Raw genomic sequence first — 25,869 nt, forward strand, 5'->3', positions numbered from 1 at the left:
AGGGGCGGGGCTTGTCCCCGCCCGTCGTTGCCCGAAACCCAACCCGGCTTACCGAACCGGCCGCTGCATCAGCTGCCCCAGCAGCCCATCCAGCAGGGCCGGGCCTTCGGGGGCGTAGAGGAAGCTGTGGCCGCCGGTGGGGCGGGAGAGGAAGTGCCACTGCCGGGCTTGGTCCTTGTGCTGCGCGTAGATGGCCGCCACCCGCGGGTAGGCAAACACCGCATCATCTTCGGCGTTCAGCGAGTACATGGGGGCGCCGCGCCGTAGCTGCTTGAAGTTCAGCGGCCCGAGGGCGCTGACGGGCAGGGCCGCCACCGCAAAGAACCCGGCAAAGCCCCGCGGCGACTGGCACGCAAACCAAAAGGCCCCCGTGCCGCCGTTCGACATCCCGCCCAGGTACACGCGGCGGCTGTCCACGTGGTAACGCTGCTTTACCTGCGCTATCATCGTGTGCACGTTGTCCAGAGCCGCCCGCTGCTCCAGCCACCCGAAGGACTGGCGGCCGAAGGGGTACAGCACCAGGGCATTGCGGGTAGCGGCGGCGGCAAAGATGGGCTCATGCACGACGTCCGGGTCGGCGAGCCGAAACTGGCTGGCGTTGACGATGCCCCCGTGCAGGTACACCAGCAGGTCGGTGGGGCGGGCGGGGTCATAGGTGGCGGGCACGTACACGAGGTAGGGCACCTGCACCGTATCCACGGGGGCGTAGTACAAGGCGAAACCGGGCTGCGCAGGGGCAAATGCGCCTTTCCGTGCGGGTACCGGCAGGGCTTGGGCGCGGATGTTGTCCTGCCACACGGCCGCCGTGCGGCGGGCATTTTCAGCGCGGCGGGCGGCGGCTTGCCGCAGGTTGGCCAGGAAGCGGGGCCACTCGGGCCGGCTGTGTAGGCTGCGCAGGTTGTCTGCCTGGGCCATGTTGTCGATGTCGGGGGCGCTGATGGGCAGGTTGGGCTGGCGGGAAAGCTGCAGCAGCCAACTCACGGCCTGCGCCTGCCGACCGGGACACTGGGCGGCGGCGCCGGCTCCGGCGTAGAGGTCGAATGGGCCGACCTGGGTGCTGTCGGCGAAGGCCAGGGCAAAGGTAGCGGTGGCAGCGCAGTAGTTTTCCTGGCTGAGCTGTTGGGCGGCCGTTTCCAGCCGCTGGGCGTAGGTGGGCGCCTGGGCGCGGGCTTGGGGGGCAGGGAGCAGCAGTGCTAGCAGCAGGGTGGCAACGGACAAAACACGAAGCATAAACAGGTTGTAGTAGGTTGATGGGAGCGTAGATGGGGCCGGGGCGCCCCCGGTTGCCTGGCCTGCCGCCCCACTACCGCCCACCGTCACCGAAACTGCGCTAACCCACTCTGCCAGTTGGCAAAAGGGTTGCGCAAAAAAAAAGTAAAAGCGCCCTGTAAATAGGCTGGAGTATCGTGCGAGCAAGAAAAAGTGCCGTGTCAATACGGAGAAGTACTATGTAAGCAGGCGAAAGTGTCGTGTCAGCAGGAAGAAGTGCTATGCGAGCCGGCCAAAGTGCGCTGCGAGGACCCAAAAGTGACCTGCCCGGCCACGCACGCGCCCTGCGAGCCAGCCACCTCCAGAAGCCCGTAGTGGTTTCCGCGTACGGGCCGGCCTGCCCTGGGCGTCTGCTTTTCCGGCGGGCATCTGTTACCTTACCTTTCCCATTCAACTTCCCCTTACCCGATATGAGCAAAACCCTATTCTTCCGGCTGCTGCTGGCCGTGCTGCTGCTGCCGCTGTGGGCGGCGGCCCAGGCCCCGGCCATTACCCGCGTGAACCCCACCAGCTGGTTTGTGGGCATGAAAAATCCCAACGTGCAGCTCTTGGTGTACGGTCCCAACGCGGGTACGCTCACCTACACCATCACCTACCCCGGCGTGAAGCTGACGAAAGCCAGCACCGTCGAAAACCCCAACTATGCCTTTCTGGACCTCACCATTGCCGCCACGGCCAAGCCGGGTAAGGTGAGCATTGTGGGCAAAAAAGGCACCCAAACCGTGACGCGCACCTGGGAGCTGCTCCCGCGCAACCCGGCCGCCAAGGGCCAAGGCGTCACGCAGGCCGACTTTATCTATCTGGCCATGCCTGACCGGTTTGCCAACGGTGACCCGAGCAACGACAAGGTAGCCACCATGGCTGACCCCAACGCCGACCGGGCCAACCCCTTCTACCGCCACGGCGGCGACCTGCAGGGCGCCGCCCAGCGCATCGGCTACCTCAAAGACCTGGGCGTGACGGCCGTGTGGTTTACGCCGGTGCTAGAAAACGACCAGCCCCTCACCAACGAAGGCGGCAACATGCGCTCGGCTTACCACGGCTACGGCTTCACAGACCACTACCAGGTGGACCGTCGCCTGGGCGGAAACGCGGCCTACAAAGCCTACGTGCAGCAGGCCCACGCCGCCGGTCTGAAGGTCGTGCAGGATGCCGTGTACAACCACGTGGGCATCAACCACTGGTTTATCCGCGACCTGCCCATGAAAAGCTGGCTGCACCAGTGGCCCGCTTACACTAACACCAGCTACCGCCAGCAGCCCATCACCGACCCGCACTCAGCTTATATCGACCGGAAAGTGACCCTGGATGGCTGGTTTGTGCCCTTCCTGCCCGACCTCAACCAGCAGAACCCCTACGTGGCCAATTTCCTGATTCAGCACGCGCTGTGGTCGGTGGAAACCTTTGGGGTAGATGCCTGGCGCATCGATACCTACATGTACAACGACCAGCCTTTCATGAACCGCTGCAATGCGGCCCTGCTGGCCGAGTATCCCAACATCCACATTTTCGGGGAGTCGTCGGTGAACAACGTAGTGGATCAGGCCTACTACGTGCGCAACAAAGTGGCCTTCCCGTTCAAGTCGAACCAGCCCGGCGCACTTGACTTCGTGGTGGAAAACGCCATGCTGGCCGGTCTGCGCGAAGTGGGCGGCAAAGATGCTACCGGCTGGGACAACGGCACCCAGCGCCTTTACCAGGCCCTGGCCCAGGACGGCCTGTATGTGGCCCCCGAAAAGCTGGTGACCTTCCTCGACAATCACGACCACAACCGCTTCCTCTCTGAAGTAGGCGAGGACATCAGCAAGTTCAAGATGGGCCTTACCTGGCTGCTGACCACCCGTGGCATCCCTAGCATGTACTACGGCACGGAGATTCTAATGAAGAACTACAAAGACCCCAGTGATGCCGAGGTGCGCCGCGACTTTCCCGGCGGCTGGCCCGAGGACAAGGAAAACAAGTTCACCGCCGCCGGCCGCACCGCCGCCGAAAACGACGCCTTCAACTTTGTGCGCACCCTGGCTAATTACCGCAAAACGCACCCGGCCCTTAGCTCAGGTAAGCTGATGCAGTACCTGCCCGAAAATGGCTTCTACGCCTATTTCCGCTACGACGCTAACGGCACAGTAATGGTAGCCACCAACAGCACCGACAAACCCGCTACGCTGCCTACGGCCCGTTTCTCGGAGCGCATGAAAGGCTTCACGAAGGCCCGCAACGTGCTGACCGGCGAAACCCTGAGCGACATCAAAACCTTGCAGTTGCCCGCCAAAACCGCCATAGTGCTGGAGCTGCTGAAGTAGAAGCTATCATTGCGAGGACGAAGGACATTCCGCGCATCAAACGGTGTCAATCCGTCCTGGGTAATGTGCCCAGCCCTGAAATGCGAAAAGCCCTTTTCCGTTGCGTACGGAAAAGGGCTTTCTGGTGAAAGCAGACTTGGGTCACTGCCTTCAACGGCTTCTCAAGGAGTACCAAGGGCTGCTTCTCCGTAGGTGGTGAACATCTTGGCCGCAGGGTAAGCCACGTGAATCAGACCATCATTCAGTTTAAAGTGGATTTTGCCAAAGTGGAAAGGCGTGTGGGACTTGCGCGCGAGGGGCTGAAAATAGTACTGATCATAAAGCGAAACTCGACCATATTTCTGCCGAATGAACAGCAGATCAAACGCGTAATACAAATCCCAATCAGTGTGCCGAACGACGTGGTGCTGCGGATTGCGCTGTGGCTGGTGCCGGAACGTAATGGCTTGTTTGTGGTGGCGTAGTGCCAGTTGCATTTCCGGATGACGCAACAAAGGCTTGGCATCGAAATGCAGCGTGTCGCCCTGGCCGCTGCAGTAATAGGCCAAAAACTCACCCGCCCGTGGATAGCGCCACTTACCGCTGATGATCATTACCTGATACAAGGCTTTTAGCACCAGTCTATCAGAAATAGTTGATTGGTTGGCCAGGGCACGGGCTTCTATGCCATTGAGTATATACTGCGCAGCCCCGAAATCACCGGTGACGAAAATGGCCAACAAGCCCACGAAGCCCAGAATGGCTGCACCTATGAGGAGGCCATTGAATCCTTTTCGCAGGCGTGCCATAGTCTTCATAAGGCTAAAATACTACTGGGAAACCGAAGAACCGCTTCAGCGCGCAGTAACGCCATAGGTAAGCATGAAGGCCTATTTGGGCAATCTACCAAACAGGCAGGATTTTCCTGCCTGTTTGCACGAATTCCACGCCGCGCTGGTTTCTATCTGGCTTTCACTCCGCCTCGATTAGCCGTATCTTTACCCCATGTTATTTGCTGCCGAACCCCTCGCCTCTGCCCGCCGCGTCCTCAAGCAGTACTACGGCTACGACACCTTCCGGCCTATGCAGGAGGACATCATTGGGCACATCATGGCGGGGCAGGATACGGTGGTGCTCATGCCTACGGGTGGGGGCAAATCGGTGTGCTTTCAGGTGCCGGCCGTGGTGCAGGAGGGGCTTTGCGTGGTGGTGTCACCGCTCATTGCCCTCATGAAAGACCAGGTGGAGGCACTGAAAGCCAACGGCATTGCGGCGGCTTACATCAACAGCAGCGTGGGCCAGAGCGAGCAGCAGGCCATTACTGGCGAGGCCCTCAATGGCTACCTCAAGCTTTTGTACGTGAGCCCCGAGAAGCTCTTGTCGGAAGGGTTTCTGACGTTTATGAAGCGGCTGCGCATCAGCATGTTCGCCATCGACGAGGCGCACTGTATTTCCAGTTGGGGCCACGATTTCCGGCCTGAGTACACCCAGCTGCGGGTGTTGCGTGAGCAGTTTCCGCGGGTGCCCATCATTGCCCTCACTGCCACCGCCGACCGCCTCACCCAACGCGACATCCAGACGCAGCTGCGCCTGCACGAGCCGCGCGTTTTCCTTTCCTCCTTCGACCGGCCCAACCTCAACCTGATTGTGCGCCCGGGCCAGGACCGCGTAGGCGGCATCCTGGAGTTTCTGGAGCGGCACCCCGGCGAGGCGGGTATCATCTACTGCCTCTCGCGCAAGCAGTGCGAAACCCTGACGCAAAAGATTCAGGCCAAGGGCGTGAAGGCCGGCTACTACCACGCTGGCATGACGCCCAACCAGCGCGGTAGTGTGCAGGAAGCCTTTCTGAAGGATGATTTGCAGGTGATTGTGGCGACCATTGCCTTCGGCATGGGCATCGACAAGAGCAACGTGCGCTGGGTGATTCACTACAACCTGCCCAAGAACATTGAGGGCTACTACCAGGAAATCGGGCGGGCCGGGCGCGACGGTAGCCCCGCCACGGCCGTGCTCTTCTACTCCTTTGCCGATGTGATGAGCTTGCGTGATATGCTGTCGAAGGACGACCCCAAGCTCACCCAGCTCAACCTCACCAAGCTGGAGCGCATGCAGCAGTTTGCCGAGGCCGCCAGCTGCCGCCGCAAAATCCTGCTCAACTACTTCGGCGAAACCCTGCCTCAGGACTGCGGCAACTGCGACATCTGCCGCAACCCACCTACCACCTTCGATGGCACCGAGCTGGCCCAGAAAGCCTTGTCTGCCGTGGTGCGCGGGCGGGAGCGGATGAGCCTGACCCTGCTCATCGATGTGCTGCGCGGCATGCGCAACCAGGCCGTGCTAAGCGGGGGCTACGACCAGATCAAAACTTATGGCGCCGGCCGCGACCTGCCGTACCTGGACTGGTACAGTTACATCCACCAGATGCTCAACGACGGCCTGCTCTACATTGCCTACGAAGAAGGCTATGCGCTGAAAATAACGGACCTGGGCCGGGAAGTGCTGCAGGCCCAACGGCCCGTGCCTATGAAGAAGTTTCAGCCCACCGAGAAAGCCGAGAAGCCCGCCAAAGGCCGCAAGGGTGCCGCTGCTGCGGCCGCCAAAGCCGCGCCGGTTTCGCGCGAGGCCCAGCTGTTCGAGGCCCTGCGCGCCCTACGCAAGCGCATTGCCGACGAGCAGGGCGTGCCGCCCTACGTCATCTTCACCGATTCTACCCTCCAAGAAATGGCCGTGGAGCGCCCCGTCAACCGCACCGCCATGCTGGCCATTTCGGGCGTGGGCATGAAGAAGTTTGAAACCTACGGGGAGGCCTTTATCCGGGAAGTACTCACGCACGGCGGCAACCCCGCCGCCCTGGCCGAGCTGGACGAGGACGCTGAGAAGTTTGAACCGCAGGAAACCAAAGCCCCGCGTAATCGCCGCAAAAAAGAAGCCCCTGAACCGGCAACTCAGGCCTCAGCAGACGCCAATAGCACCATGGAAACCACTTTCCAACTGCACCGCATGGGCCTGAGCGTGGAGGCCATTGCCGAGCGGCGCGGCTTGGCTGTGGGCACCATTCAAACCCACCTATCTACCCTCTACAGCCGGGGGTACGAGCTGCGCATCGAGGACTTCCTGAAGCCGCAGGAGCTAGCCGAAATTCAGACGGCTCAGGCCCAGCTCGGCAATAGCCCCATGCTGCGCGACCTGTTCGACCACCTGCGCGAGAAGTACGACTACTTCCGCCTCCGCCTGGCCCTCATGTATTTCAAGAAGCTGCGCGGTGAATAAGGCGAGACGGGTGAAATAGTGAAATGATGAGTTTCCGTTCAAGTGGGCAGGTATGGCGGTAAGCTCATCCATCGAAGCTGGCGCGTCTACCCGCCGCAGGGTAGATGCCAGTCTCCCAACTGGCAGCAGCACCCGCCGCTGTTCTTCACCCACACCATTACCAAAAAATAATTACTATATCACATCATAAGAATATACCTGCTGCGTTATGTTGCGGAATCCCAGCCTATCCCTCTGAAAGTATGCTGCCGTCGGTTTCCGTAGCGCGAATTATGCAGTTCCTGGCCGGCGCGGGCGTGGCGGCTTTTACGTTACTGATGGCCACCAAAGTGCGGCCGTACTTATCCTTCGAGCCGGGCATTCACTTTCTCACCACCAAGTCGGACGCCACCAATGCCAGCGGCTTATTTCGGGTGGGATTTTACGTGCACATCACCAGCAGCCTGTGGGTGCTGGCGGCGGGGCTGGCGCAGTTTTTCCCACAGTGGTTTCGTGGGCGGGCCGCCTGGCACCGCCGGCTCGGTAAGCTCTACGTGGTGTCTATTCTGGCCCTGGCAGCACCATCGGGGCTGGTACTGGCGTTTTTTGCCAATGGCGGGCTGGTAGCCAAAGCAGGCTTCACGCTGCAGTGCGTGGTGTGGTGGCTGAGTACCTGGCAGGCCTACCGCCTGGCCCGGCAGCGCCGTTGGGACGCCCACACGGAATGGATGATTCGCTCCTTTGCCGTAACGCTGGCCGCCATGAGTCTGCGCCTGGAAAGCTACGGCCTCTTCTACCTGTTCGGCACCAAGCCCATCGAAACCTACCTCACCGTCACCTGGCTTTCGTGGACGGGCAACTTAGTGCTGGCCGAAGTGCTGGTACAGGCTGGCCTGGCGCGCCGTCTGCTCCGGCACGCCCGGTTTGCGGCTCCCGCTGCTCTGCGCACCGAAGCAGTGGCTGCCTAGCCTAAGCTGGGCAACGCAAAAAAGGCAGTATCTACTGGCGGCAACGCCGGTAACGAGCAGTGTATCAGCAAGCATCCACTTCTTTAGGTTTATACAATGAAACTGCTTCTGATGCTGGCGGCCCTGGCTGCTGCCGCGGCTGGCTCGCCGCCTGCGAAATCTTCTAAAGCCATTCCGGCCCGTGCCAGTACGGCCGCCAGTTCCCGCACGTTGTTCCGCCAGTTCAACCTGACGCCTTTGTGGCAGCTGCACGCGAAAAAGGTGGAAGCGCAGGTGATGCTGGGCTGCATGGGCGCGCAGTACCGGCGCCTGGAGCTGGTGTACGAAAAGGTGCGACGCGACGGCAGGAACCCCGCCCTATACTATGTAGAAGGCAAAAGCCGGGAGCGGGAGCGGATTTTGCCCTTCCGCGGCACCATCACCCTTACCGCCATCCGCAAAGTCAACCCGGACGTCAGGGTTCCTGGCTTTAAGGCGCTGGGGCATTACGAAGTTAAGGGGCAGTTTCGGCTCACGGAAAGCCCGGCGGAAGAAGGTGCGGGCGTGTTCACGGGCACCCTGGCTATGACGTTTTCGCACAAGGCCGGGGGCGTGGCCTACATGCCCGCGCAGGAAGAAGAGTTTGGCTTCCGTTCCCGTGGTGAGGGCACTACCTTCACCAGCCAATGGACCAGCGTCGCGCACCCAAAGCCCATCAAAATTGTGTGGGCCAGCAACTTTATGGATATTGCCTACACCGTGATGGACCAGTTCTACATCGGCGACCGGGGCATGCATATCAACCCTAAATACGCCCGTGCCGGCTGGAATCGTTACTGGGAAAACGACGAGTGGTGGGCCGAGGCCGAAGAACCCGTTTTGTAGTTTAGCTTACTTTTTACCGCTTCGTCTTATGCAAAAGCTTATCCTGACCTCGGCCCTGCTAGGCTTGCTGGCCTGCCAGCAGCAATCTGCTACCAAGCCCGCTACTGCCGCCGTGCATTCTCCTATAAGCACGCCTTCCGTAGCTGCGGCTGCACCAACGCCCGTCGATTCTGACGACCCCGCTGAACCCGCCCTGCTGGCCCAGGATGCCCAGCAGTTTCTGGCCCGGTACGATTTGAGCAAGCTTATCCAGATGAATGGCTCGGGCAGCTATGAGGTGATGAACGGGTTTTTTGGTCCCGATAATTACCGCATCCAGTTTGCCATGCTGGAAGTGAAGCCCGACTCGGCCCGGCCCGGCCACTTCTGGGTGAAAGGCAAAAACCGCTTTAAAAAGAGTATCATGCCTTTCGAGGGTGAAATTACTCTCACCGGGCTTCACAATCAGCCATCTTATCAGCCCGCCAACGACGAGAAGCTCAGCGCTGAGATAAAGGCGTCAATTGCGGCCTGGAACAAAAGGGACATGTACTGCGCCACGGGCACTTTTCTCTTGCGCGAAACCTCGCAGGGGCCGGGAACAGGCACTTTCCAGGGAAAATTGCTGATTGATTTTGAAGTAGATGAAGAAGGCGAACTGAACCTGATTTCCCGTAATAAAGACTACGGCGCCCAAAGCGGCGGAATACTTCTGCAGGGCTTCTGGATCAGCCGGGATGGCAGTCGGCGCAAGGCCCTCACGCTGGTGGACGATATTTTTGGATTCAATCAGCACATTCTATCCAATTTCACCATCGGGGAGCGGGACCCGGACTTCAACCCGAAATACGCGAAGCTGGGCTGGAATACGTACTGGCAGAACGACGAATGGTGGGCCGAGCCGGGTACCGGTACCACGCAGCCTGCCGGGAAAGAGCTGTCAGACGCTGAAGTAGCCAGCATCGACAGTTTATAACCTGCCATAAAATTTTTAGCAAAAATTTCAGCTAATTGAATTAGTATTCGCGTAGTGGGGTTCGTATCTTCGTGAGCCGGTACTTGCTTGCTGTTGCGGCGTCTTCCCGGCCCTCCCTGCCCAATGATTAACACGAATCTTAAATTCTGGCGGCGCGAACTGAGCCTGACGCAGGCGCAGATAGCCGAAAAACTTGGCATCAAACGCTCGTTGGTAGGCGCCTACGAAGAAGGCCGCGCCGAGCCCAAGCTCACCACCCTGGTGAACATGGCCCGGTTGTTCGGTATTTCCCTCGACCAACTGGTAACTACCGACTTCAGCAAAAAGAAAAACGCCAAAACGGCCCAGCAGCTGCAGCAGGCCCAGGCTACTACGCTGGCCGAAACGGCTGTCTCCAACCGGCCCGGCGGCAACCTGCGCATCCTGGCCCTCACGGTAGATAAGGAGCAGAACGAGAACATTGAGTTGGTGCCTCAGAAAGCAGCTGCGGGCTACCTCAACGGCTACGCTGACCCCGAGTACCTCGAAGAGCTGCCCAAGTTCCGCCTGCCCATGCTGGGCAACACCGGTACCTACCGCGCTTTTGAAATTGCCGGCGACTCCATGCTGCCCATTGCCAGCGGCACCGTTATCGTGGGCCGCTACGTGGACGACTGGCTGAGTTTGAAGGATGGCACGCCCTGCATCGTGGTGAGCTCCAAGGAAGGCATCGTGTTCAAGCGCGTGTTCAACCGCCTCAAGGATGGCGCCATGCTGTCCTTGCACTCCGATAACCCCCTGTACTCGCCTTACGAAATCGACGTAGAGGATGTGGTGGAAATCTGGGAAGCCAAAGCCTATATCAGCAGCACTTTCCCCATTGCCGACCTTTCGCTGACCCGCCTGGCCAGCATCGTGCTCGACCTGCAGCAGCAGGTAAGCACCATGAAGAAAGCCTAAGGAAACCGGACAAAAAGTTGTCGTTGCGCGGCGCAGCCAATGAGTCCGTCCTGGGCAACGCGAAAAGCCCTGAAATGTGAAAAGCCCTTACCCGCACACAGCGAGTAAGGGCTTTCTGGTTTTATAATATGTCTGGTTTTGCTCGGGACGGACTGCTTCACTACCCTCGCAATGACGGGGCCGGCTGCTACGGCGCTAACCTCCCGCCGCCTGCCCGCGTAAGGCTATGCATCACTCTCAACACCTGACTTCGATGCTTAAGCTTATTCCCGCTACCGACCGCCACCACGCCGCGCCTGTGCACTGGCTCAGCAGCCATTTTCTCTTCAGCTTCGCCGATTACTACGACCCCAAGAACATCCACTTCGGGCCCCTGCGCGTGTTCAACGACGATGTGATTCAGGGTAAATCGGGCTTTCCACAGCACCCGCACTCCGAAATGGAGATTGTGACCCTGGTGCTGGAAGGCGAGCTGTGCCACGCCGACACGATGGGCAACAAGTCCACCATCAAGAAGGGCGAAGTGCAGCGCATGACGGCCGGTACCGGCCTCGCCCACTCCGAGCAGAACGACAAGGAAGACGCGGCCCATATCTACCAGCTGTGGTTTCTGCCCAACCAGAAGGGCCTGGCACCCAGCTACGAGCAGAAAGACATCGACTTTCTGGATTCCAAAAACGAGCTGGTTCCCTTGGTTTCGGGGCAGAAAGTGCTGGAAGACGTGGTGTACATGAACTCCAACTCCACGGTGTACTGGTGTAATCTGGCCGCCGATAAAACCGTCACGTTCAAGACGTTCCCCATTCGCAATACTTTCCTGTACGTGAAGGAAGGCAGCCTTTACATCAATGGGGTAGACGTGGGGCCGAACGACCAAATCCGCTCCACCGACGAAAACGTACTGGAAATACGCGCCTCCAAAGACGCTCAGTTCATCCTGATCGACTTGCCGGCCAGCGAAGCCAACTATTAGGCGTCGCAAGCTCAACCTTTCGGCGGGCTGGCAGTTAGTCTTATAACTGTCAGCCCGCCGTTCTTTTTGCCTTGTATGCTCACTGCCTTTCCAACTCAGCTGGTGCCCGAAGATGAGGCGGCCCGTTTGCGCACGTTGCACCTTTACCAGATTATCAACACCCAGCCGGAGCCGATTTTCGATGCCTACGTCGCCTGGGCGGCCCAGCTGTTCAATACACCTATTTCGCTGATTTCCTTTGTCGATGACGATTACGTGTCGTTTAAGGCCGTAGCCGGGGCCGAGGGCGTGCCCGGCTTGCCCCGGCAGGAGAGCATGTGCTCGGCGGCCATCCTGCCCGACGTGCCCGTTGTTGTGTCCGACTATAAAGCCGAAAGCTGTCAGCTGATCAAGCCCGATGTGGCCCAGGCAATGGGGCTGAGCTTCTATGCCGGCTCGGCCCTGCGGATGCCCAACGGGGCCCGCATTGGCATGATGGCCGTAATTGGCCGCGAGTTCCGTACCGTTTCGGCCGACGAGGAAAGCGTGCTGGTGCGCCTGGCCGACTTAGTTAGCCGCACCGTGGAGCTGCGCTTTCAGTACCTGCAGGCCCAGCTGCCCGCTGAGTGGGAAGATGCTCAGCAGGAACTCACCGAAACCCTTGACGACAACGCTACCCTCACGCGCTACCTCAGTTCCCGCAACCACGGCATCAATCTCGACGACGATGAAGTGCTGGACCTGGTGGTGCGCCGCCTGAACGGCATGGAAAAAGTGCTCAACCGCCGCATGCGTGATGTGCCGCAAGCGGCGTAACTATCATGCTTCGCCAAGCGGACGCCAGATGGCGCATGAAAAAGGTTCAGCAACACAAAAATGCCCCGTTAGTTACTAACGGGGCATTTTTGTGCGTAGCAGAGGGCAAGTTACATCGTGTACTTGCGGCCTTTGTTCTGCTGTTTCAGGTAGGCCATCAGGGGCTGGAAGTATTCGACCATGGCGCGGGCGGAAAGGTCTTCGCCGGTTTTCTCCTTGAGCACGGTGCGCCAGTCCTTGCTGGCGCCGGGGCGCATGATGTCGGCCAGGAACGCGCCTACTTCCTTGCTGCCGTAGTAGTTGGTGGCGTGCGGATCCTGCTTGAGGATGTTCTTGCTGATATGGTCGTGGAGCTGGAACAGGATGACGTAGCTCAGGGCATAGTCGTAGTACTGCGCGGGGTCGTCATTGATGTGGGTTTTGGTGGCGGGGTCGAGGTACTGCTCGCCGCGGCCCGCTGGCGGCACAATGCCCTGGTACTGCCTGGCCAGCTCCCACCAGCGGGCGTTGAGCTTGTCGGCGGGCAGCTTATCGGCATAGAAGGAGTTTTCCCACTCACTCATCACGCCTGAGGCAAACGGGATGAACACGGCGTAGTTGAGGGCTTCCTTCAGCAACGTCTGGGTCTGGTCGGTTTTGGCGTTGGGGTCCACCAAGCCCAGGCCGGCCAGGAAGGGCTTCTGGGTGGCCGCGAGGCCCATCAGGCTGCCCATGGCCTCATGGTAGGCGCGGTTGGCCCCTCCGCGCAGGAGCACGGGCACATCAGGGTTGGTGTAGGTGAGGTAGTAGTAGATGTGGCCCAACTCGTGGTGGGTGGTTTCGTACCACTCGGTGTTGCCTTCCACGCTCATGAGGCTGCGCACGTCGTTTTGCAGGTCCATGTGCCAGGCCGAGGCGTGGTTGTTCTTCTTATAGGCGGCACCCTTGGGCAGCGGATACAGGCTCGACTTCTCGTAGAACACCGGTGGCAGGGCCGGGAAGCCCAGGCTCTGGTAGAACCGCTCGGCCTGCTGCACCTGCCACTCGGCACCCTTCTTCGCCAACACGGGGTCTAGGTTAAGGCCTTTCACATCGACCATGGCACTCCAATCCTGACCCCAGCGGTTGGGCAGCCAGGAGGCAGGCAGGTAATCAGGCACCTGCTTCTGCTTGTATTTCTTGGCTAGCTCGTAACGGGCATAGGTGTGCAGCTCGCGGTAGAGGGGGCGCAGCTCCTCGTTGATGCGGCGCACCAGCGTCATCATTTCCTCCCGGCTCATGCCGTAGTCGGAGGCCTGGTAGCTGAAGTAGTCGGGGTAGCCCAGGGCCTGCACGGTTTGGTTGCGCAGGTCGCGCAGGTTCAGCAGGCCGTCTTTGAGCGTGGGGCCAATGGCTTTGCTGGCTTCCCAGATCTGCTGGCGCTTCAGCGGGTTGTTTTCCTTGCGCAGCAGCTCGTCCAGGTCATTGGTGGTTACGGACTTGCCCTGGTACTTGTAGTCGAAGCCGTAAAGCTTCTCGGTTTGCTGGGTTTCGGCCTTGATGCGGGCCTTTACTACGTCGGCAATGGTCTGGGGCGAGTTGGCGGCGTTGTAGAGGGCCGTTTGCAGCTGTTTTACCTGTAGGTCGCTCAGCTCGGCTTTGTGCTCCAGCAGCTCTCGCAGGCGCTGAATGTTCTGTACCGAGCCCGTGAAGGCAGCCATCCGCTCGTTGGCGCGGGCCGTGGCTCCGGAGTTGGCGGTGTCGCCGGCCACTATGTGCGTGTTGGAGCGCCACTCCGCCTCCGCCGACGCGGTGTAGAGGCGCTGGTACTCGGCCGAGTAGGATTTCAGAAATTCATCCGCCTGCTGGCTCCAGTTGGGCGCGGCCGGGGCGGCTACGGTTTCGGCGGTTGGGGCAGGAGTGGTGGCCACCGGGGCATTAGCCGTGGGGGCGCAGGCTGCGAGCAGTGTAGCCGTGAGGATGGGAAGGAGGTTCTTGTTCATGCAGGCAAGGAAAACGAATCGGAAAGCGGGTGGACCGCTAAGGTACGTATCCGCAAGATTTTGCCTGGTTCGGCGTTCCGTAGCTTCGCTCACCAATGGGTGAGAGCATAGAAGCGGTGTGAAGGCATGTAGAAGTGGTGTGAAGCCTCGTAGAAACGGTGGGAAGATGCATAGAAGCGGTGTGACGACCCATAGAAACGGTGTGAAGGCATGTAGAAACGGTGAGACGCCTTGCAGAAGTGGTATGAACGGGCGTAGAAGCGGTGTGAACGGGCGTAGAAGTGGTGCGCATCGGCATAGAAAAACCCTGGCTCTTCGAAGAGCCAGGGTTTTTCTACAAAAGACGGAGTCTTTTACGCCACTTGCTGCTCCAGCAAGTGGCACTCCTTGTACTTTTTGCCGCTGCCGCAGGGGCAGGGGTCGTTGCGACCGAACTTCTTCCGGGAGCGAAGGCGCTTGAGCCACTCGCGCGGGTCGGTGGCCCACTGCAGGAAACGGCTCCTGGGGTTCTGGCGGAAGGCGAGCAGCAGGAGGCCGTAGAGCTCAGGGTGCTCTTGCTGCAGCTTCTCGGGCTTCTCAAAGAAGTACTCCGTCACCACAGCAAAGAACTCCGCCTCGTTGGTGCCCGCGTAGTCATTGATTTCGGAGTTGCCGACCCGGATGGCGGCTATTTCGCGCGCCATCACGGCTTCCCACTCGGGGCGCAGGGCCGCCGGGAAGGTGAGGGCCGGCACCCCGTCAATCACGCCGTCAGCCTCATCCAGCAGGTGGGCAAACTCGTGGATACCCACGTTCTGGCGGTCCAGCGAATCCTTGAAGCCCTGCTCCAGGGAAGCCTTGGACAGGTGCATGTAGTGGGAAGTCTGGAAGTTGCGCACCGACCCCAGTAGGGTGCCGGCCAGCGGGGCGTGCTCCTTGTTGGGGTCCTGCTTTTCCTGCCAGGCATCGGGCACCACCAGCACCTCGCTCAGGTTGCCGTACTCCCAGTCGGGAAAGCCGAACACTGGGATAATGGCCGAAGCCGCCACCAGCACCCGCGTCACGTCGTCGATGTCGGTCTGGATGCCCGTCACGCGCGTCTGGGCCAGAAACACCTGGATGCGTTTCTCGAATCGGGGCTTGTCGGCTTCGGAAAGAGAAAGGTAGAAGGCCACCCGCTCGGTGAGTACCTGGCGCCAGGCGGCCGGGAACTCCTCGGCCAGAGCGGCCTCTTTGGTGCGGGCTTCCCGCGTGGCGTAGCGGTAAAACAGCAAAACAACCACCGCCACGAAGGCCGCGAAAATCAGGTATTGCATGGCCGCCCTTAACGGAGGGAATGGTTCTATGGTTGGATGGTTTTTTGCTGAACGGCTGTAGCAGTTGTCATCCTGAGCGCAGGGAAGGATCTGGGTACTATTCCTCAGATCCTTCCCTGCGCTCAGGATGACAACTGGTATAGATTCTTTTTTCGTTACCGGCGCCGGCGCAAAGTCAGGTAGTCGAGGTAGTAGAGCACCTTCACCGAAAGGGAGTTGTTGTGGGGGGTGTTGATGGTGTTGTTGAAGTTGTCGAAGTATTGGGGCGTGGCTCGCTCAGCCAGCAACTCGGTATTGCCGGCGTTTTTCCAGACGATGTTCACCTGGGAACCGGGCGCAAACCACCACGAGTACACCGCGTCCACGTTGAAGGCGTTGTAAGTGTTGTCGCGGTTGCGGCGGTAGTCGGCCAGGAATTCCTGACCGTCTTCTTTCAGTACCGTAAAATCCTGGTAGCGCACGTTGCTGGTGTAGTGGCGCAGGCGTAGGGTAAACGACATGCGGTTGGTGAAGGTATAAGCCACCTGGGCCACATTCGTGACGGTAGCCACGTTGCGGCGGCCCAGCAGAATCTGCCCCTGGAAGGGCAAGTCCAGGTATTCGTCGGTGCTTAGTCCCCCGTTCACGTAGCCAATCTGGTTGCGCTGCAGGCTCCAGTCGAGGCTGTAGCGGAAAGTTAGATGGTCGTTGACGCGAAAGCGTGGGTAGAACCCGGCCCGGTAGCGCAGGCGGCGGGGGCGGTTGCGGGCCAGGCGCTCATCCTCGGCGTAGTAGGTAGCCCCGGCATTCACGCCCACCGACAGCCGTTTGCGCGTGTCGGAGTTCAGGAAGCCAATCCAGTCGGTGTTGGCCGGCACCCGCACGTAGTAGTCGCCCAGCGGGAAGGTGCGGGGCTCGAAAAAGTCATGCGACACGGGCGTGTGCATGAAGTCGTAGCCCACCTGCAGGAAGTTCTTGGTAAACGTGGTGTTGAAGCCATTGTAGAAGTACATGTTCTGGAAGAGCGTCGGCCGGTACAGCAGCTGGTGACCCACTTCCGAGTAGAAGTTCATGTTGTTCACCTTCCAGAAGGGCTTGAAGATGCGGTAGTTGGCGTAGGCGCTCTGGGTGATGTTGTTGTTGCCGAACAGAATGCCCAGGTCGTTGGGGTTGTAGTGGTCCGACTCGATGCGGTGGTTGAAGCCCCAGGTGAAGTTGCCGCTGATCTTGCCCACGCCCACCGTATACTTGAAGCCGTTCTGATCGTCAATGGCCTCATCTGAACCAAACTGGTTGCCGCGCCGGCGCGAGTACACGATACTGCCATCTACGGCGTAGGAGTTCTTCTTATTGGCAAACCGGAACAGCCCGCCCGTCACGTTGGCGTCGTAGGTGCTGCCCCAGCGCGTCACGTTGGTATTAATGAGCGACACGTAGGAGTTGTTTTTCAGGCTTTGGTCCAGCACCGCAATGTTGTAGTTTGAGAAGGGTTGCGTCAGTACTTCCCGCTCCTCGCCGGTTTCGGTGTTGCGTACGGTGGCGTACACATCGTTGCTGAGGGCGTTGAACAGCCCGATGCCCAGGCCCTTGCTGGTGCGCCCCGAAATCTTGGTGGCGTTCAGCAGGCGGGTTTCGGCCGGGTTGCGCACTATCTTTTCGTTATCAGCCAGCCCCACGCCGTAGAACCCGATGGGGGTAGCGCCCACGCGGCGGGAGTAGAACAGGTTGCCCTTGTTGAAGAGCTCCGTGCCTTCGGTGAAGAACTGGCGGTTTTCCTGAAACTGCACTTCGAAGGGGGAGAGGTTGAGCACCTGGTTGTCGCTCTGTACCTGCCCAAAGTCCGGCACCAGCGTGGCATCCAGCGTGAAGCTTTCGTTGATGCCCCACTTCACATCCGCGCCCCCGTTAAAGCTCGTGGTGGTGCGGCGCGTGCCTTCGGCGTTCAGGGGGTTGTGGTTCACGTAACCCGAGATATAGGGCGTGAGCGAGAGGCGCAGCGGGGGCTTCAGGCCCTTCAGCCCGGTCAGCTCGCCCCACTGGTTCACGAAACCGTCCACTTCGGGCTTCACCTCACTCCAGAAAAAATCCTGGCGCAGAGCCTGGCGTCGGCGCATAAACTGCAGGCCCCACTGCTGCACCTCGGCCGTGCTGAAGCGGATAGCGGAGTAGGGAATCCGCATTTCGGCCACCCAGTCGGTGCCGCGCTGGGCGGTGCGGGCGTCCCACACGGCGTTCCAGGCAAAGTCCTCGCCGCTGGCCGGGGAGTAGCGCGCATCGGCCTGCACCCCGCCCGCCGTCACGATAAAGCCATAGCCGTTGAGCTTATCGTGGTACGTGTCGAGGAAGATACCGAAGAAATCGGTGTTGGGCAGGTTGTCGCGGGCCGACAGCTCCCGCTTGATGGAGTCGGGCGCCACATCGTGCATAATGGCACCCACATAGATAGCCGCATCATCGTAGAGAATGCGCACCTCGGTGGGGTGCTGCTCGTGGGGGCCGGGCTTGGGCCGGTTCTGGATGAAGTCGGTAGCCACCGGGGCCTGCTGCCACAGGGCTTCATCGAGCACCCCATCCAGCTTGATGGCTTCGCTGATGCGCACGGCCTGCAGCTGGCGCTTGGGGGTGGCCACCGGAGCCGAAGCGGTGGGGCTGGGAGGGGCGGTTTGGGCAATAGCCCGGGGTGCCTCGAGCCCCAGCAGCGCCAGGGCAAGGAGGAGAATAGTACAGGTTTTCATAGCGCAGAAAGGTTGTGGAGGCAGCGGGTATTGACGAAGAAAGAGGGCAGCGGCTGCAGGCCGTAGCCAGCCAGCCAATCAGGGTGTTAAGCTGATCGGGCGTGGAAACTCTCGCTTCGGGAAATGGTTACTTGCGCCGGCGAAAATAAATGTCGCTGCTGATGGATTCGAGCTGAACGAGGGGGCCATTGCTGCCCAAGTTGCCGCGTAACTGATAGCCTGCTATAGGGTTATCCTTGCGGTTGCTGAAGGCCACGTCTTGGTCGGTGTATACTTCGCCGGTAATAGTTTTCAGCGCCAGCTCCGCCGAGGAAGCGGCCCAGGTCACGTCCACGAAGCCGCTGATAGACTTGGCTTCGATAGCGCCGGAGAGGCCCTGGATATCAATATTGCCGCTGATGGTTTTCACGCACAGCGTTACGCCAGCCGGAACGGTAATGTCATATTCCACGTTCAGGCACACCCGGTAGCCGGTGTTTTCGTCGGAGCCATCGGTGCCTTTCTTGCGGCCTACGTAGTTGTCGCCCCATTGCGTGCCGCCATCTGGGCAGTCGCCGGACTGGGCGTTGCGCAGCATAGCCATGTCCAGTTCGGAGTTGAAGCGCACTTCCTCCGCAGATTGGTCCTGGGTGAGTTGCAGGGCGTCGTTCAGCCGGTTCTGGTTGATATCGACGGCGGCTTTCAGGGACATTTTGCCAGCCGCTCCCGCCCGAATACGGATGTTGGTGGCGTGCTTGAGGTTGAGGAACACCCGTTGGCCTGAGTTTAGGGCTACGGATTTCTCAATAATTTTCTGGGCCTGAGCGGGCTGGCAGAAACCGGCCGTCAGGCAAAGCAGGAGCAGAAATAGAAACCGGGACATGATGAGTAGGAGTTGAGGTTGGTGGGTTAGAGGCTGTTTGACGGGTAGCGCCGGGCTTACTTGGCCTTGCGCACATAGATGTCGCCGCTCACTGATTTAAGCGAAACCGGTGTGCCGCCGCCGTTCACGGTGCCGTTCACTACCTGGCCGCCCACGTGGTTCAGGTCGTCGGAAGATTTGGGCAGGGCGATGTCGAAGTCGGTGTAGATTTCACCCGAGATGGAGCGCAGCTGTAGGGTAGCTTTGCTGGCGGGGGGCATGGTCACGTCCACGTCGCCGCTCACGGCCGAAATAGAGCTAGGGCCGGACCGCATCGTGGCGTAGCGCACCGTAATGTCGCCGCTCACGCTGTTGGCCACCACCGGGCCAGCCACGTTCAGCAGCTTTACGTCCCCGGTTTTCATGTTCACTTCTAGGTCTCCGTTCAGGTCCCGGATTTGCAGGTCGCCGCCGTTCCAGTTGGTTTGGTTGTATTGCACGGCTGTAGCGCGCGGCACCCGAATCACGTAGGTAGCTTCCTTGCGGGAAGCTCGGGCAATGCGCACCGTGTTGTCCTGCTCGGTCACCGCAATGCCAAGGTTGGTGTTGTCGACGGCCGTATTGTACACGGCTTTCAGGCCCTCGGCCCGCTTGGGTGCCGGCTCAAAGCCGTTGCCGCGAATCACTAGTTCGTTGCCATCGTAGCCCTCAACGGTCACGTCGGAGCCCTGCATGTCGATGATGACTTTCCGGTCTTTGCTGAGTTTGGTTTTATACTCCTGGGCGTGCAGGGAAATGGTGGCGGCCAGTAGGCCGCAAAAGGTGAGAATCAGGGGCTTTTTCATAAGAGCTTGTTGGAAAATGAGGGCAAGGAGCAGCCCGCCGGACTCGCACGTTCCGATAAACCAGGGGGCTGCCTGAGGATTGAGGAAAGAGGGAAAAGGAAGCAGCAGGGGAGAAGTCAACTAAACCGCCCCGCGTACGTGGTTAAATCAGTTTGCCGAGGCCGGCCTGGGCCTGGTCGCGCACGACAGGCAAGGCATCTTTGCGGCGGGCCAGGCGCTGGAGCGGGGGCACGGCCCGGGGGTCGCGCAGGGCCACCATAAATTCTATGAGCGTAATCTGCACGTTCGGGTCCGTCTGGATAGGCAAGGAGTGCACAAAGGCTTCCGCTACGCGCGGGTCGGCACGCAGGCGGAACAGGGCTTCGCAGGCCGCAATGCGCACGTTGGGGTTGGCGTCAAAGTTGAGGGTGTTGATGAGCACCTGCACGGTGGGGTCGCCGGGCGTTAGCTCCTCACCCGAAGCCGTTACCAACTGAATCCGGTCACTGGCGGAAGCAGGGCGGGGGGCAGTGCCGGCCAGGTTGGCGGCCAGCTGCTGAGCTGGAGCAGGGCTGTCGGGTGCATTGGCGGCTACCTCGGCACTTTGCCCGGAGCGACTGGGTAGGTTGCGGCCCAGTAGCATTCCGCCGGCCACCAGCAGCACGGCGGCCGCTACGCGCAGCCACTGGCTGGCTACTGCCGCAGCCCAAAGCGGTACAACCCGGGCAGGAGTTGGGGCTGCCGCTGCCGCTGGGGTGAGCAACGCCTTTTGTTTTTCCAGCATGGCCAGAAAGTTGGTGCGCATAGCCGTGCGGGGTACTTCGGGCAGAGCCGCACCCAGCTCGTTGCTGAGCGTCCGGAGCTGGCGAAGGTGAAGCTGACAGGTAGGACAAGCGGCAAGGTGGGCCGTTACTTGCTCGGTCTCAGCGGTCGGCAGGCTACCATCGGCGTAGGCCGGCAGCAGGGCTTCGAAGTCGTCGCAGGAAGTGAAGGTATGCATGGGTGGTGGAGAGTTGCTAGTCGGAGAAATACACTTTGCGCAGGGCCTGCAGGGCGCGGTGGGCTTTCACGCGGGCGGCTTCGGCGGTGCAGCCCAGGAGCTGGCCTATTTCGTCGTAGCCAAAGCCCTGGAAACGGTTGAGCAAAAGGATTTCGCGCTGGTTGGTAGGTAGTTGGGCCAGGGCTTCGTGGAGGTCGTCGTGGTGGTGGTTGACGCGCATCTGGGAAAACGCTGCGCCGCGTAGGCCGCCGTGGCGCTCCACTTCTTCCACATCAGCCGTGCGCAGTTTTTCCTGGCGGTGCCAATGGTCGGCGTAGGCGTTGCGGGCCATCTGAAACACCCAAGCTTTGAAAGGCTGGCCGTGCTGGTAGCTGGCACGGTATTTCAGCACCCGCTCAAACACGCTTTGGGCCAGGTCTTCACTGGTTTCCCGGTCGTTGCAGAGGCGGTAGAGGTAGTTGAACAAGAGGCCGTGGTAACGCTCAAACAAGGGCACGAGCTGGTCGAGGTCGTCGGCCTTTACAGCAGCCATCAGGTCTTCGTCGCTCGGGCGGGCGGTAGTCACGGAGAAAGGGTGTAGGAGGGTTGTGCAAGGAGTACCGGCCGTAAGCCCATTCGTTACAGGGGGTGTAAAATATTTTTTTGAAGGGGAGAAAACACGACCTGTCATCCTGAGCGCAGCGAATGATCTTATCAAGCTTGAACGACTTGTTCTGACGTGTTAAGGTCCTTCGCTGCGCTCAGGATGACAGCTCCTGAAAAGCGCCTAAAACGAGAAAAGCCAGCGGCTCTCCCGGGAAGGAAAGCCGCTGGCTTTTCGATTTGGCGGCATCAAGGGCCGTTCTGCTGCGCCCAGCCCGGCCGGCTGGTGGGAGTCACTCACCACAGCTACCCACCGGGGCACCACTGGGCTGAGCGCAGAGAAGGGTTATTTTGCCCGGCGGATGTAGATGTCGCCGTTCAGGGTTTTCATCATGAACTCGGGGCCGCCGCTGTTGATTTTGCCGTAGGTCCAGGTGTCCTGGGCTACGCGGTAGGTGCCGTCTTTGGCCGTGCGCGTCACTTTAGCGGGGTTGCTGTCCACGCTCAGATCAAAGTCGCTGTAGATGTCGCCGTGGTCGGACTTGAGCTTCACCGACACGTTGGCCCGGGCCGGCAGCGTCACGTCTACCTTGCCATTGATGGTGGAAAAGGCCATGGGCGCGCCCGCCGTTATCTGCTTGAAGTCGGCAATGACCTCGCCGTTCACCGTGTTCAGCACCGCCGAGCCAGCCACGTCATTCAGGCGGATGGAGCCGTTTACGTTGGATATTTCCAGCTCGCCTTCCACGTTGTCCACCACAATGTCGCCATTCTGCACGGTAGCCAGCTTCAGGGAAAACTGACGGGGCACTTTGATGACGAAGTCCACCGGGTTTTGCCAGGACTGGGTTTTTACGTACACTTGATTGTCGCGCTCCTGGGCCGTTACGTCAAGGCCTTGGGCCTGCGAAATGCGGCGCATGCCCGAGGAATTTTCGTTGCCGGCCGACTCGCGCCGCCCGCCCCGCGTGGCTACTTCAATAACCACTTCCTTGCCGGCGTAGCCCATTACTTTGATGCCTCCGCCCACCAGCTTGAGGTGGAGGGTACCGGGCTTACCCGGGGAGCTCAAGGCCACCGTCATCTGCTCCTTGCTGGTCTGCTGGGCCTGGGCCGGGCTTAGCCAAAAGAGGGCGGTTAGAGCGAAAAGAATGCGAAATACTAGCTGGTTCATCGAGTTTGCTGTTTGATAGTCACGTCGCCGTTCAGGGTTTCCAGGCGAATGTTGGGTCCGCCTTTGCCCAGCCGCACGGCCGTTTCCTTGCGAAGTTTGTATTTGGTGCCGGCGCCTTCACGCTCGGTGTTCTGGGTGATTTGAGCAGGCAGGTTTTCCGTCTGCGGGAAGTCGGTGTACATTTCCCCGTGCATGCTCTTGAAGTAGAGGTCAGCCGAGGCGGTGGGCGGGTAGCTCACCGTAATATCACCGTTGATGGTCTTGTAGGACGCGGCTGCCGTGGGCGTTGCTGTGAGGCCCACTTCCACCGGACCGTTCACGGTGTGGGCTTTCGATACCTCGCGGGCATTCTTGATGCTGATGCCGCCATTTACATTGCTGGCTTGCAGCAGGCCGTTCACATTTTCCACCCGCACCTCGCCGCCGTTCACCGTCGACACGGTTACTTTCATATCGCGGGGTACCTTCACGGTGAAGTCGAGGCTGAACTGGTAGTGCCGCTCGTCGCTGCTCCAGTGCTGGTTGCGGCGGGGGCGCGAGTCGAAGGGGCCCTGTTGGTACACCACTACGCTGTCGTTGCGCTGCAGAAAGCCTATCTGCACGTCTTTTTTGGCTTCGGCCAGGGCCGTGGCGTCGTCGCCTTTCAGGGTTTTGGTGACTTCCACTACCACCTTGTTGCCGCTGGTGCCTTCCACCCGCACCGAGCCGAAGATGTTGTAGAGGGCTAGGGTGCTGCGGCCGGCGTCACCGGAAAGGGTGAATTCGCGGCTTACTTTTTCCGTGGCTTCACGGTTCTGGGCTTGCAGTGAGCAGCTAGGCAGCCACAGAAGTGTCCAGAGTAGCAGAGTTATAATGTGTGGTTTCATTGGAGTTCGAGGGGGTTGAGGGGGCCGCGGGGGCGCGGTCGTGGGACAAAGACTGAATGCTTTGCTCGATTTTGGTTTTCACTTGCTCGTTGAGGTTGTCTTGTTGGAGCAGCTTGCGCAGGGGGCGCACCGAGCGGCGCTCCTGCAGCTGCACCATCAAATCGGCCAGCGCCGACTGCACCAGGGGGGACTCCTGGTAGGTGAGGGAGCGAACCAGCCCCTGGCGCACGGTAGGGTCATCGGCCATGCTGCCCAGGGCGTCCAGGGTCGCGAGGCGCACGTTCACGTTGGGGTCCTGGTTGAGGGTGCTGAGCAGGGCAGCCAGCACTCGCTCGTTGGTAGGGGCAACTTGCTCGGCCTCACTCACGGCCTGCAGGCGCTGCACGGCCGAGGGGTTGTTGAGGCGCGAAATCAGCCCAACCTGCCGGGCCGTGGAAGCCGGGCTTTCCGTTGAAACCTGAGCAAGGGGCTCTTCAGCTCCAGCACTAGTTTCGTGGCCTCTGAGCCCGTAGCCGATGCCCAGGCCCGCCAGCACCAGTACCAGGCTATAGGCCAGGCGTTGGGCAAAGGCCGGCTGCCACCACTGGCGCAGCCGCTCCAGCAGCCCCGCCATCGACCAGCGCTGCCGTTGTTGCTCCTCGGCCTTGAACTCGGCCAGCATGGCGTAGAAGTTGGGCCGCAGCTCTTCGCTGGGCGCCGGCACGGGCAGGTTGCCCATAGCCGTCCAGAGCTGCTGCACGCCTTCCAGCTCGTGCTGGCAGTCGGGGCACTGGGCCAGGTGAGCGGCCAGGGTTTGCTTGTCTGTTTCGGGCAACTCGCCCGCCAGCCAGCTCATCAGCTCCTGCTGCACTTCTTCACAGTTTCTGAATCTTGCTTCCATTATCCATTTGCAAATAGATGTCCTTCAATTGGCAGAGGGCCCGGTGCGCGCGCACCTTTACGGCCCCCTCCGTGATGTTGAGCAGCTGCGCTATCTGCTCGTATTTCAACTCCTGAAAGCGGCTCAGCACCAGTACCTCGCGCTGGTCGGGGCTGAGGCGGGCCAGCGCGAGGTGGAGCTGCGCTTCTTCCTGGGTGCGCTGCAGGTGGGCGTCGGCCGACGTGCCTCCCGCAATTTTCTCGGCCCAGTCGGCAATGTCCTGGTGGTGGGCCGAGGGCTTATTTTTCTTGGCGGCATCGGCCAGCACGTTGCGCGCTAGGTGGTACATCCAGGTCCGGAACTCGCCCTCGCCGGTGAAGGTATGCCGGTACTTGAGCATGCGGTAAAACACGTTCTGCACCAGGTCTTCACTAGCCGTGGCGTTGCCGTTGGAGTGGTAGAAGAACGCCAGCAACGGCCGGTGGTAGCGTTCAAACAACAGGCCCATCTTCTCCACTTGGCCAGCCTTCACCTGGAGCATGAGCGAGTTGTCGGTAAGCGAGTTCAAGGCGTTGGCTGGTAGGTTGGTGGCGAATTCGGACGTGGAAACTGCGCCTTTTCGGGAAGGTTACCGCCGAATGAGAAAATATTTTTTGGGGAGGGCTGCTGCGGTTGGTAGGTCGGCGCTCGGCTGCGTCGAGTGACTTGTATGCTCATCATGCTCAAACAGCTGTGCTGCGCGCTTTAGCAAGTCGTAGGCAAGGCGCAACTGGCGCGGGCGAATTCGGGGCACAGCTTTACTACACGCGTCTGCCCTGTGTGAGCCATGAGGCGCGAGAGGATTTGCGACAGAGCCCCTCAATGATAGATATCAATCGGCACAGCCTCGCTAATGAACTCTAATCAGTCAACGAAACTCCGACTGGCTGACACCTCTATATTCTTGTTGCACAGAATCCTTTTTGCGGCGTCAGCTCTTGCTGTTTGTTGCGCTTCAGACAGACAGCAGCCAGAGGAAATATCTAAAAAGTTCAGGCTAGGCAGCTTACAAAAAGTTGGATTGATTCCGCCTTCCATCCGATTTTGAATTAAGTTGAACGTAGATAAATGGGGTAGAGAATCGTCAACTATCACTTCCTTGATGCCGTCACGACTGAGTTCTAAAGACTCTATTGATGGTGGGAGGTTTCTTAGGTGGACAGGGCCTTCAAACATGTTATATGCGATAGAGACCTTCTTAAGACTTCTGAAAGATCTTAAGTCAGGAATCTGATCGAAGGAAGTACTTACAAGTGAGAATTCGGTAAGATAATGAAACTGGTAAATCGATTTTGGAAGTTGTTTTAAGCACTTTTGACCTCCACAACGCCCATCAATACTGATAGATGTTACATGTCCTCCTTCAATAGTAATATTCAGCATAGGTGGACGGCTTTCCTTACGATGTTGCCTACTAAGC

General features: G+C 59.9%; 22 protein-coding genes. 8 read left to right on the forward strand and 14 right to left on the reverse strand.

Annotated features, from left to right (window positions below):
- Window positions 1-48: 48 nt before the first annotated feature.
- Entirely contained in the window at window positions 49-1,230 is a 1,182-nt protein-coding gene (locus I5L79_RS09825; RefSeq protein ID WP_196954877.1) for a hypothetical protein, read from the reverse strand.
- Window positions 1,231-1,679: 449 nt separating this feature from the next.
- On the opposite strand from I5L79_RS09825, the gene I5L79_RS09830 reads away from it, so the two are divergent.
- Window positions 1,680-3,572 carry a glycoside hydrolase family 13 protein gene (locus I5L79_RS09830; protein WP_196954878.1) on the forward strand — a complete coding sequence of 631 codons (1,893 nt, stop codon included), beginning with the start codon at window positions 1,680-1,682 and terminating at the stop codon, window positions 3,570-3,572.
- Between the two features lie 161 nt (window positions 3,573-3,733).
- Here the strand turns inward: I5L79_RS09830 and I5L79_RS09835 are convergent, their stop codons facing one another.
- The gene (locus tag I5L79_RS09835; protein WP_196954879.1) at window positions 3,734-4,360 is read right to left on the reverse strand and encodes a hypothetical protein; all 627 of its coding nucleotides are present in this window, start codon (window positions 4,358-4,360) and stop codon (window positions 3,734-3,736) included.
- 196 nt (window positions 4,361-4,556) lie between these two features.
- On the opposite strand from I5L79_RS09835, the gene recQ reads away from it, so the two are divergent.
- The 7 genes from recQ (at window position 4,557) to I5L79_RS09870 (ending at window position 12,294) form a co-directional block, all read left to right on the forward strand.
- Window positions 4,557-6,821 carry a DNA helicase RecQ gene (gene recQ, locus I5L79_RS09840; RefSeq protein ID WP_196954880.1) on the forward strand — a complete coding sequence of 755 codons (2,265 nt, stop codon included), beginning with the start codon at window positions 4,557-4,559 and terminating at the stop codon, window positions 6,819-6,821.
- Between the two features lie 242 nt (window positions 6,822-7,063).
- Entirely contained in the window at window positions 7,064-7,768 is a 705-nt protein-coding gene (locus tag I5L79_RS09845) for a DUF2306 domain-containing protein (RefSeq protein WP_196954881.1), read from the forward strand.
- 96 nt (window positions 7,769-7,864) lie between these two features.
- The gene (locus I5L79_RS09850; RefSeq protein ID WP_196954882.1) at window positions 7,865-8,632 is read left to right on the forward strand and encodes a hypothetical protein; all 768 of its coding nucleotides are present in this window, start codon (window positions 7,865-7,867) and stop codon (window positions 8,630-8,632) included.
- A gap of 28 nt (window positions 8,633-8,660) precedes the next feature.
- Entirely contained in the window at window positions 8,661-9,587 is a 927-nt protein-coding gene (locus I5L79_RS09855) for a hypothetical protein (RefSeq protein WP_196954883.1), read from the forward strand.
- Window positions 9,588-9,710: 123 nt separating this feature from the next.
- On the forward strand, window positions 9,711-10,526 hold the full coding sequence (locus tag I5L79_RS09860; RefSeq protein WP_196954884.1) for an XRE family transcriptional regulator: 816 nt from the start codon (window positions 9,711-9,713) through the stop codon (window positions 10,524-10,526).
- Window positions 10,527-10,752: 226 nt separating this feature from the next.
- Entirely contained in the window at window positions 10,753-11,499 is a 747-nt protein-coding gene (locus I5L79_RS09865; RefSeq protein WP_231403027.1) for a pirin family protein, read from the forward strand.
- Window positions 11,500-11,574: 75 nt separating this feature from the next.
- Window positions 11,575-12,294, forward strand: a complete 720-nt coding sequence (locus I5L79_RS09870) for a GAF domain-containing protein (RefSeq protein WP_196954885.1) — start codon at window positions 11,575-11,577, stop codon at window positions 12,292-12,294.
- Window positions 12,295-12,404: 110 nt separating this feature from the next.
- Here I5L79_RS09870 and I5L79_RS09875 read toward each other — a convergent pair whose 3' ends face one another.
- From I5L79_RS09875 to I5L79_RS09930, 12 genes are all read right to left on the reverse strand, one after another.
- Window positions 12,405-14,255: a M2 family metallopeptidase gene (locus I5L79_RS09875; RefSeq protein WP_196954886.1), complete on the reverse strand. Its 1,851-nt coding sequence runs from the start codon at window positions 14,253-14,255 to the stop codon at window positions 12,405-12,407.
- 353 nt (window positions 14,256-14,608) lie between these two features.
- Complete coding sequence (locus tag I5L79_RS09880) at window positions 14,609-15,550, reverse strand: M90 family metallopeptidase (protein ID WP_196954887.1); 942 nt, start codon at window positions 15,548-15,550, stop codon at window positions 14,609-14,611.
- 155 nt (window positions 15,551-15,705) lie between these two features.
- Entirely contained in the window at window positions 15,706-18,264 is a 2,559-nt protein-coding gene (locus tag I5L79_RS09885) for a DUF5916 domain-containing protein (protein ID WP_196954888.1), read from the reverse strand.
- A gap of 127 nt (window positions 18,265-18,391) precedes the next feature.
- Window positions 18,392-19,126 carry a DUF4097 family beta strand repeat-containing protein gene (locus I5L79_RS09890; protein ID WP_196954889.1) on the reverse strand — a complete coding sequence of 245 codons (735 nt, stop codon included), beginning with the start codon at window positions 19,124-19,126 and terminating at the stop codon, window positions 18,392-18,394.
- Between the two features lie 56 nt (window positions 19,127-19,182).
- Window positions 19,183-19,950 (reverse strand): DUF4097 family beta strand repeat-containing protein, encoded by a 768-nt coding sequence (locus I5L79_RS09895; protein WP_196954890.1) that lies wholly within the window; start codon window positions 19,948-19,950, stop codon window positions 19,183-19,185.
- Between the two features lie 142 nt (window positions 19,951-20,092).
- Window positions 20,093-20,929 (reverse strand): zf-HC2 domain-containing protein, encoded by an 837-nt coding sequence (locus I5L79_RS09900; RefSeq protein WP_196954891.1) that lies wholly within the window; start codon window positions 20,927-20,929, stop codon window positions 20,093-20,095.
- A 16-nt stretch (window positions 20,930-20,945) separates the two neighbouring features.
- Window positions 20,946-21,494 (reverse strand): RNA polymerase sigma factor, encoded by a 549-nt coding sequence (locus I5L79_RS09905; protein WP_196954892.1) that lies wholly within the window; start codon window positions 21,492-21,494, stop codon window positions 20,946-20,948.
- Window positions 21,495-21,857: 363 nt separating this feature from the next.
- Complete coding sequence (locus tag I5L79_RS09910; RefSeq protein ID WP_196954893.1) at window positions 21,858-22,685, reverse strand: DUF4097 family beta strand repeat-containing protein; 828 nt, start codon at window positions 22,683-22,685, stop codon at window positions 21,858-21,860.
- Complete coding sequence (locus tag I5L79_RS09915; protein ID WP_196954894.1) at window positions 22,682-23,551, reverse strand: DUF4097 family beta strand repeat-containing protein; 870 nt, start codon at window positions 23,549-23,551, stop codon at window positions 22,682-22,684. The genes I5L79_RS09910 and I5L79_RS09915 overlap by 4 nt, the downstream gene beginning before the upstream one ends.
- Window positions 23,499-24,431 carry a HEAT repeat domain-containing protein gene (locus I5L79_RS09920; RefSeq protein WP_196954895.1) on the reverse strand — a complete coding sequence of 311 codons (933 nt, stop codon included), beginning with the start codon at window positions 24,429-24,431 and terminating at the stop codon, window positions 23,499-23,501. The genes I5L79_RS09915 and I5L79_RS09920 overlap by 53 nt, the downstream gene beginning before the upstream one ends.
- Complete coding sequence (locus I5L79_RS09925) at window positions 24,406-24,978, reverse strand: RNA polymerase sigma factor (protein WP_317191374.1); 573 nt, start codon at window positions 24,976-24,978, stop codon at window positions 24,406-24,408. The genes I5L79_RS09920 and I5L79_RS09925 overlap by 26 nt, the downstream gene beginning before the upstream one ends.
- 335 nt (window positions 24,979-25,313) lie before the next feature.
- Window positions 25,314-25,832: a leucine-rich repeat domain-containing protein gene (locus I5L79_RS09930; RefSeq protein ID WP_231403028.1), complete on the reverse strand. Its 519-nt coding sequence runs from the start codon at window positions 25,830-25,832 to the stop codon at window positions 25,314-25,316.
- Between the last annotated feature and the right edge of the window lie 37 nt (window positions 25,833-25,869).

This window comes from Hymenobacter guriensis, from assembly GCF_015773195.1.
In the GTDB taxonomy this organism is placed as follows: Bacteria; Bacteroidota; Bacteroidia; order Cytophagales; family Hymenobacteraceae; genus Hymenobacter; species Hymenobacter guriensis.

Coding starts and splice junctions, on each gene's coding strand:
- I5L79_RS09885 (WP_196954888.1), bottom strand. CDS start 18,264: ATGAAAACCTGTACTATTCTCCTCCTTGCCCTGGCGCTGCTGGGGCTC.
- I5L79_RS09860 (WP_196954884.1), top strand. CDS start 9,711: ATGATTAACACGAATCTTAAATTCTGGCGGCGCGAACTGAGCCTGACG.
- I5L79_RS09875 (WP_196954886.1), bottom strand. CDS start 14,255: ATGAACAAGAACCTCCTTCCCATCCTCACGGCTACACTGCTCGCAGCC.
- I5L79_RS09835 (WP_196954879.1), bottom strand. CDS start 4,360: ATGGCACGCCTGCGAAAAGGATTCAATGGCCTCCTCATAGGTGCAGCC.
- I5L79_RS09825 (WP_196954877.1), bottom strand. CDS start 1,230: ATGCTTCGTGTTTTGTCCGTTGCCACCCTGCTGCTAGCACTGCTGCTC.
- I5L79_RS09910 (WP_196954893.1), bottom strand. CDS start 22,685: ATGAACCAGCTAGTATTTCGCATTCTTTTCGCTCTAACCGCCCTCTTT.
- I5L79_RS09850 (WP_196954882.1), top strand. CDS start 7,865: ATGAAACTGCTTCTGATGCTGGCGGCCCTGGCTGCTGCCGCGGCTGGC.
- I5L79_RS09930 (WP_231403028.1), bottom strand. CDS start 25,832: ATGCTGAATATTACTATTGAAGGAGGACATGTAACATCTATCAGTATT.
- I5L79_RS09870 (WP_196954885.1), top strand. CDS start 11,575: ATGCTCACTGCCTTTCCAACTCAGCTGGTGCCCGAAGATGAGGCGGCC.
- I5L79_RS09920 (WP_196954895.1), bottom strand. CDS start 24,431: ATGGAAGCAAGATTCAGAAACTGTGAAGAAGTGCAGCAGGAGCTGATG.
- I5L79_RS09880 (WP_196954887.1), bottom strand. CDS start 15,550: ATGCAATACCTGATTTTCGCGGCCTTCGTGGCGGTGGTTGTTTTGCTG.
- I5L79_RS09845 (WP_196954881.1), top strand. CDS start 7,064: ATGCTGCCGTCGGTTTCCGTAGCGCGAATTATGCAGTTCCTGGCCGGC.
- I5L79_RS09900 (WP_196954891.1), bottom strand. CDS start 20,929: ATGCATACCTTCACTTCCTGCGACGACTTCGAAGCCCTGCTGCCGGCC.
- I5L79_RS09915 (WP_196954894.1), bottom strand. CDS start 23,551: ATGAAACCACACATTATAACTCTGCTACTCTGGACACTTCTGTGGCTG.
- recQ (WP_196954880.1), top strand. CDS start 4,557: ATGTTATTTGCTGCCGAACCCCTCGCCTCTGCCCGCCGCGTCCTCAAG.
- I5L79_RS09890 (WP_196954889.1), bottom strand. CDS start 19,126: ATGTCCCGGTTTCTATTTCTGCTCCTGCTTTGCCTGACGGCCGGTTTC.
- I5L79_RS09865 (WP_231403027.1), top strand. CDS start 10,753: ATGCATCACTCTCAACACCTGACTTCGATGCTTAAGCTTATTCCCGCT.
- I5L79_RS09830 (WP_196954878.1), top strand. CDS start 1,680: ATGAGCAAAACCCTATTCTTCCGGCTGCTGCTGGCCGTGCTGCTGCTG.
- I5L79_RS09895 (WP_196954890.1), bottom strand. CDS start 19,950: ATGAAAAAGCCCCTGATTCTCACCTTTTGCGGCCTACTGGCCGCCACC.
- I5L79_RS09855 (WP_196954883.1), top strand. CDS start 8,661: ATGCAAAAGCTTATCCTGACCTCGGCCCTGCTAGGCTTGCTGGCCTGC.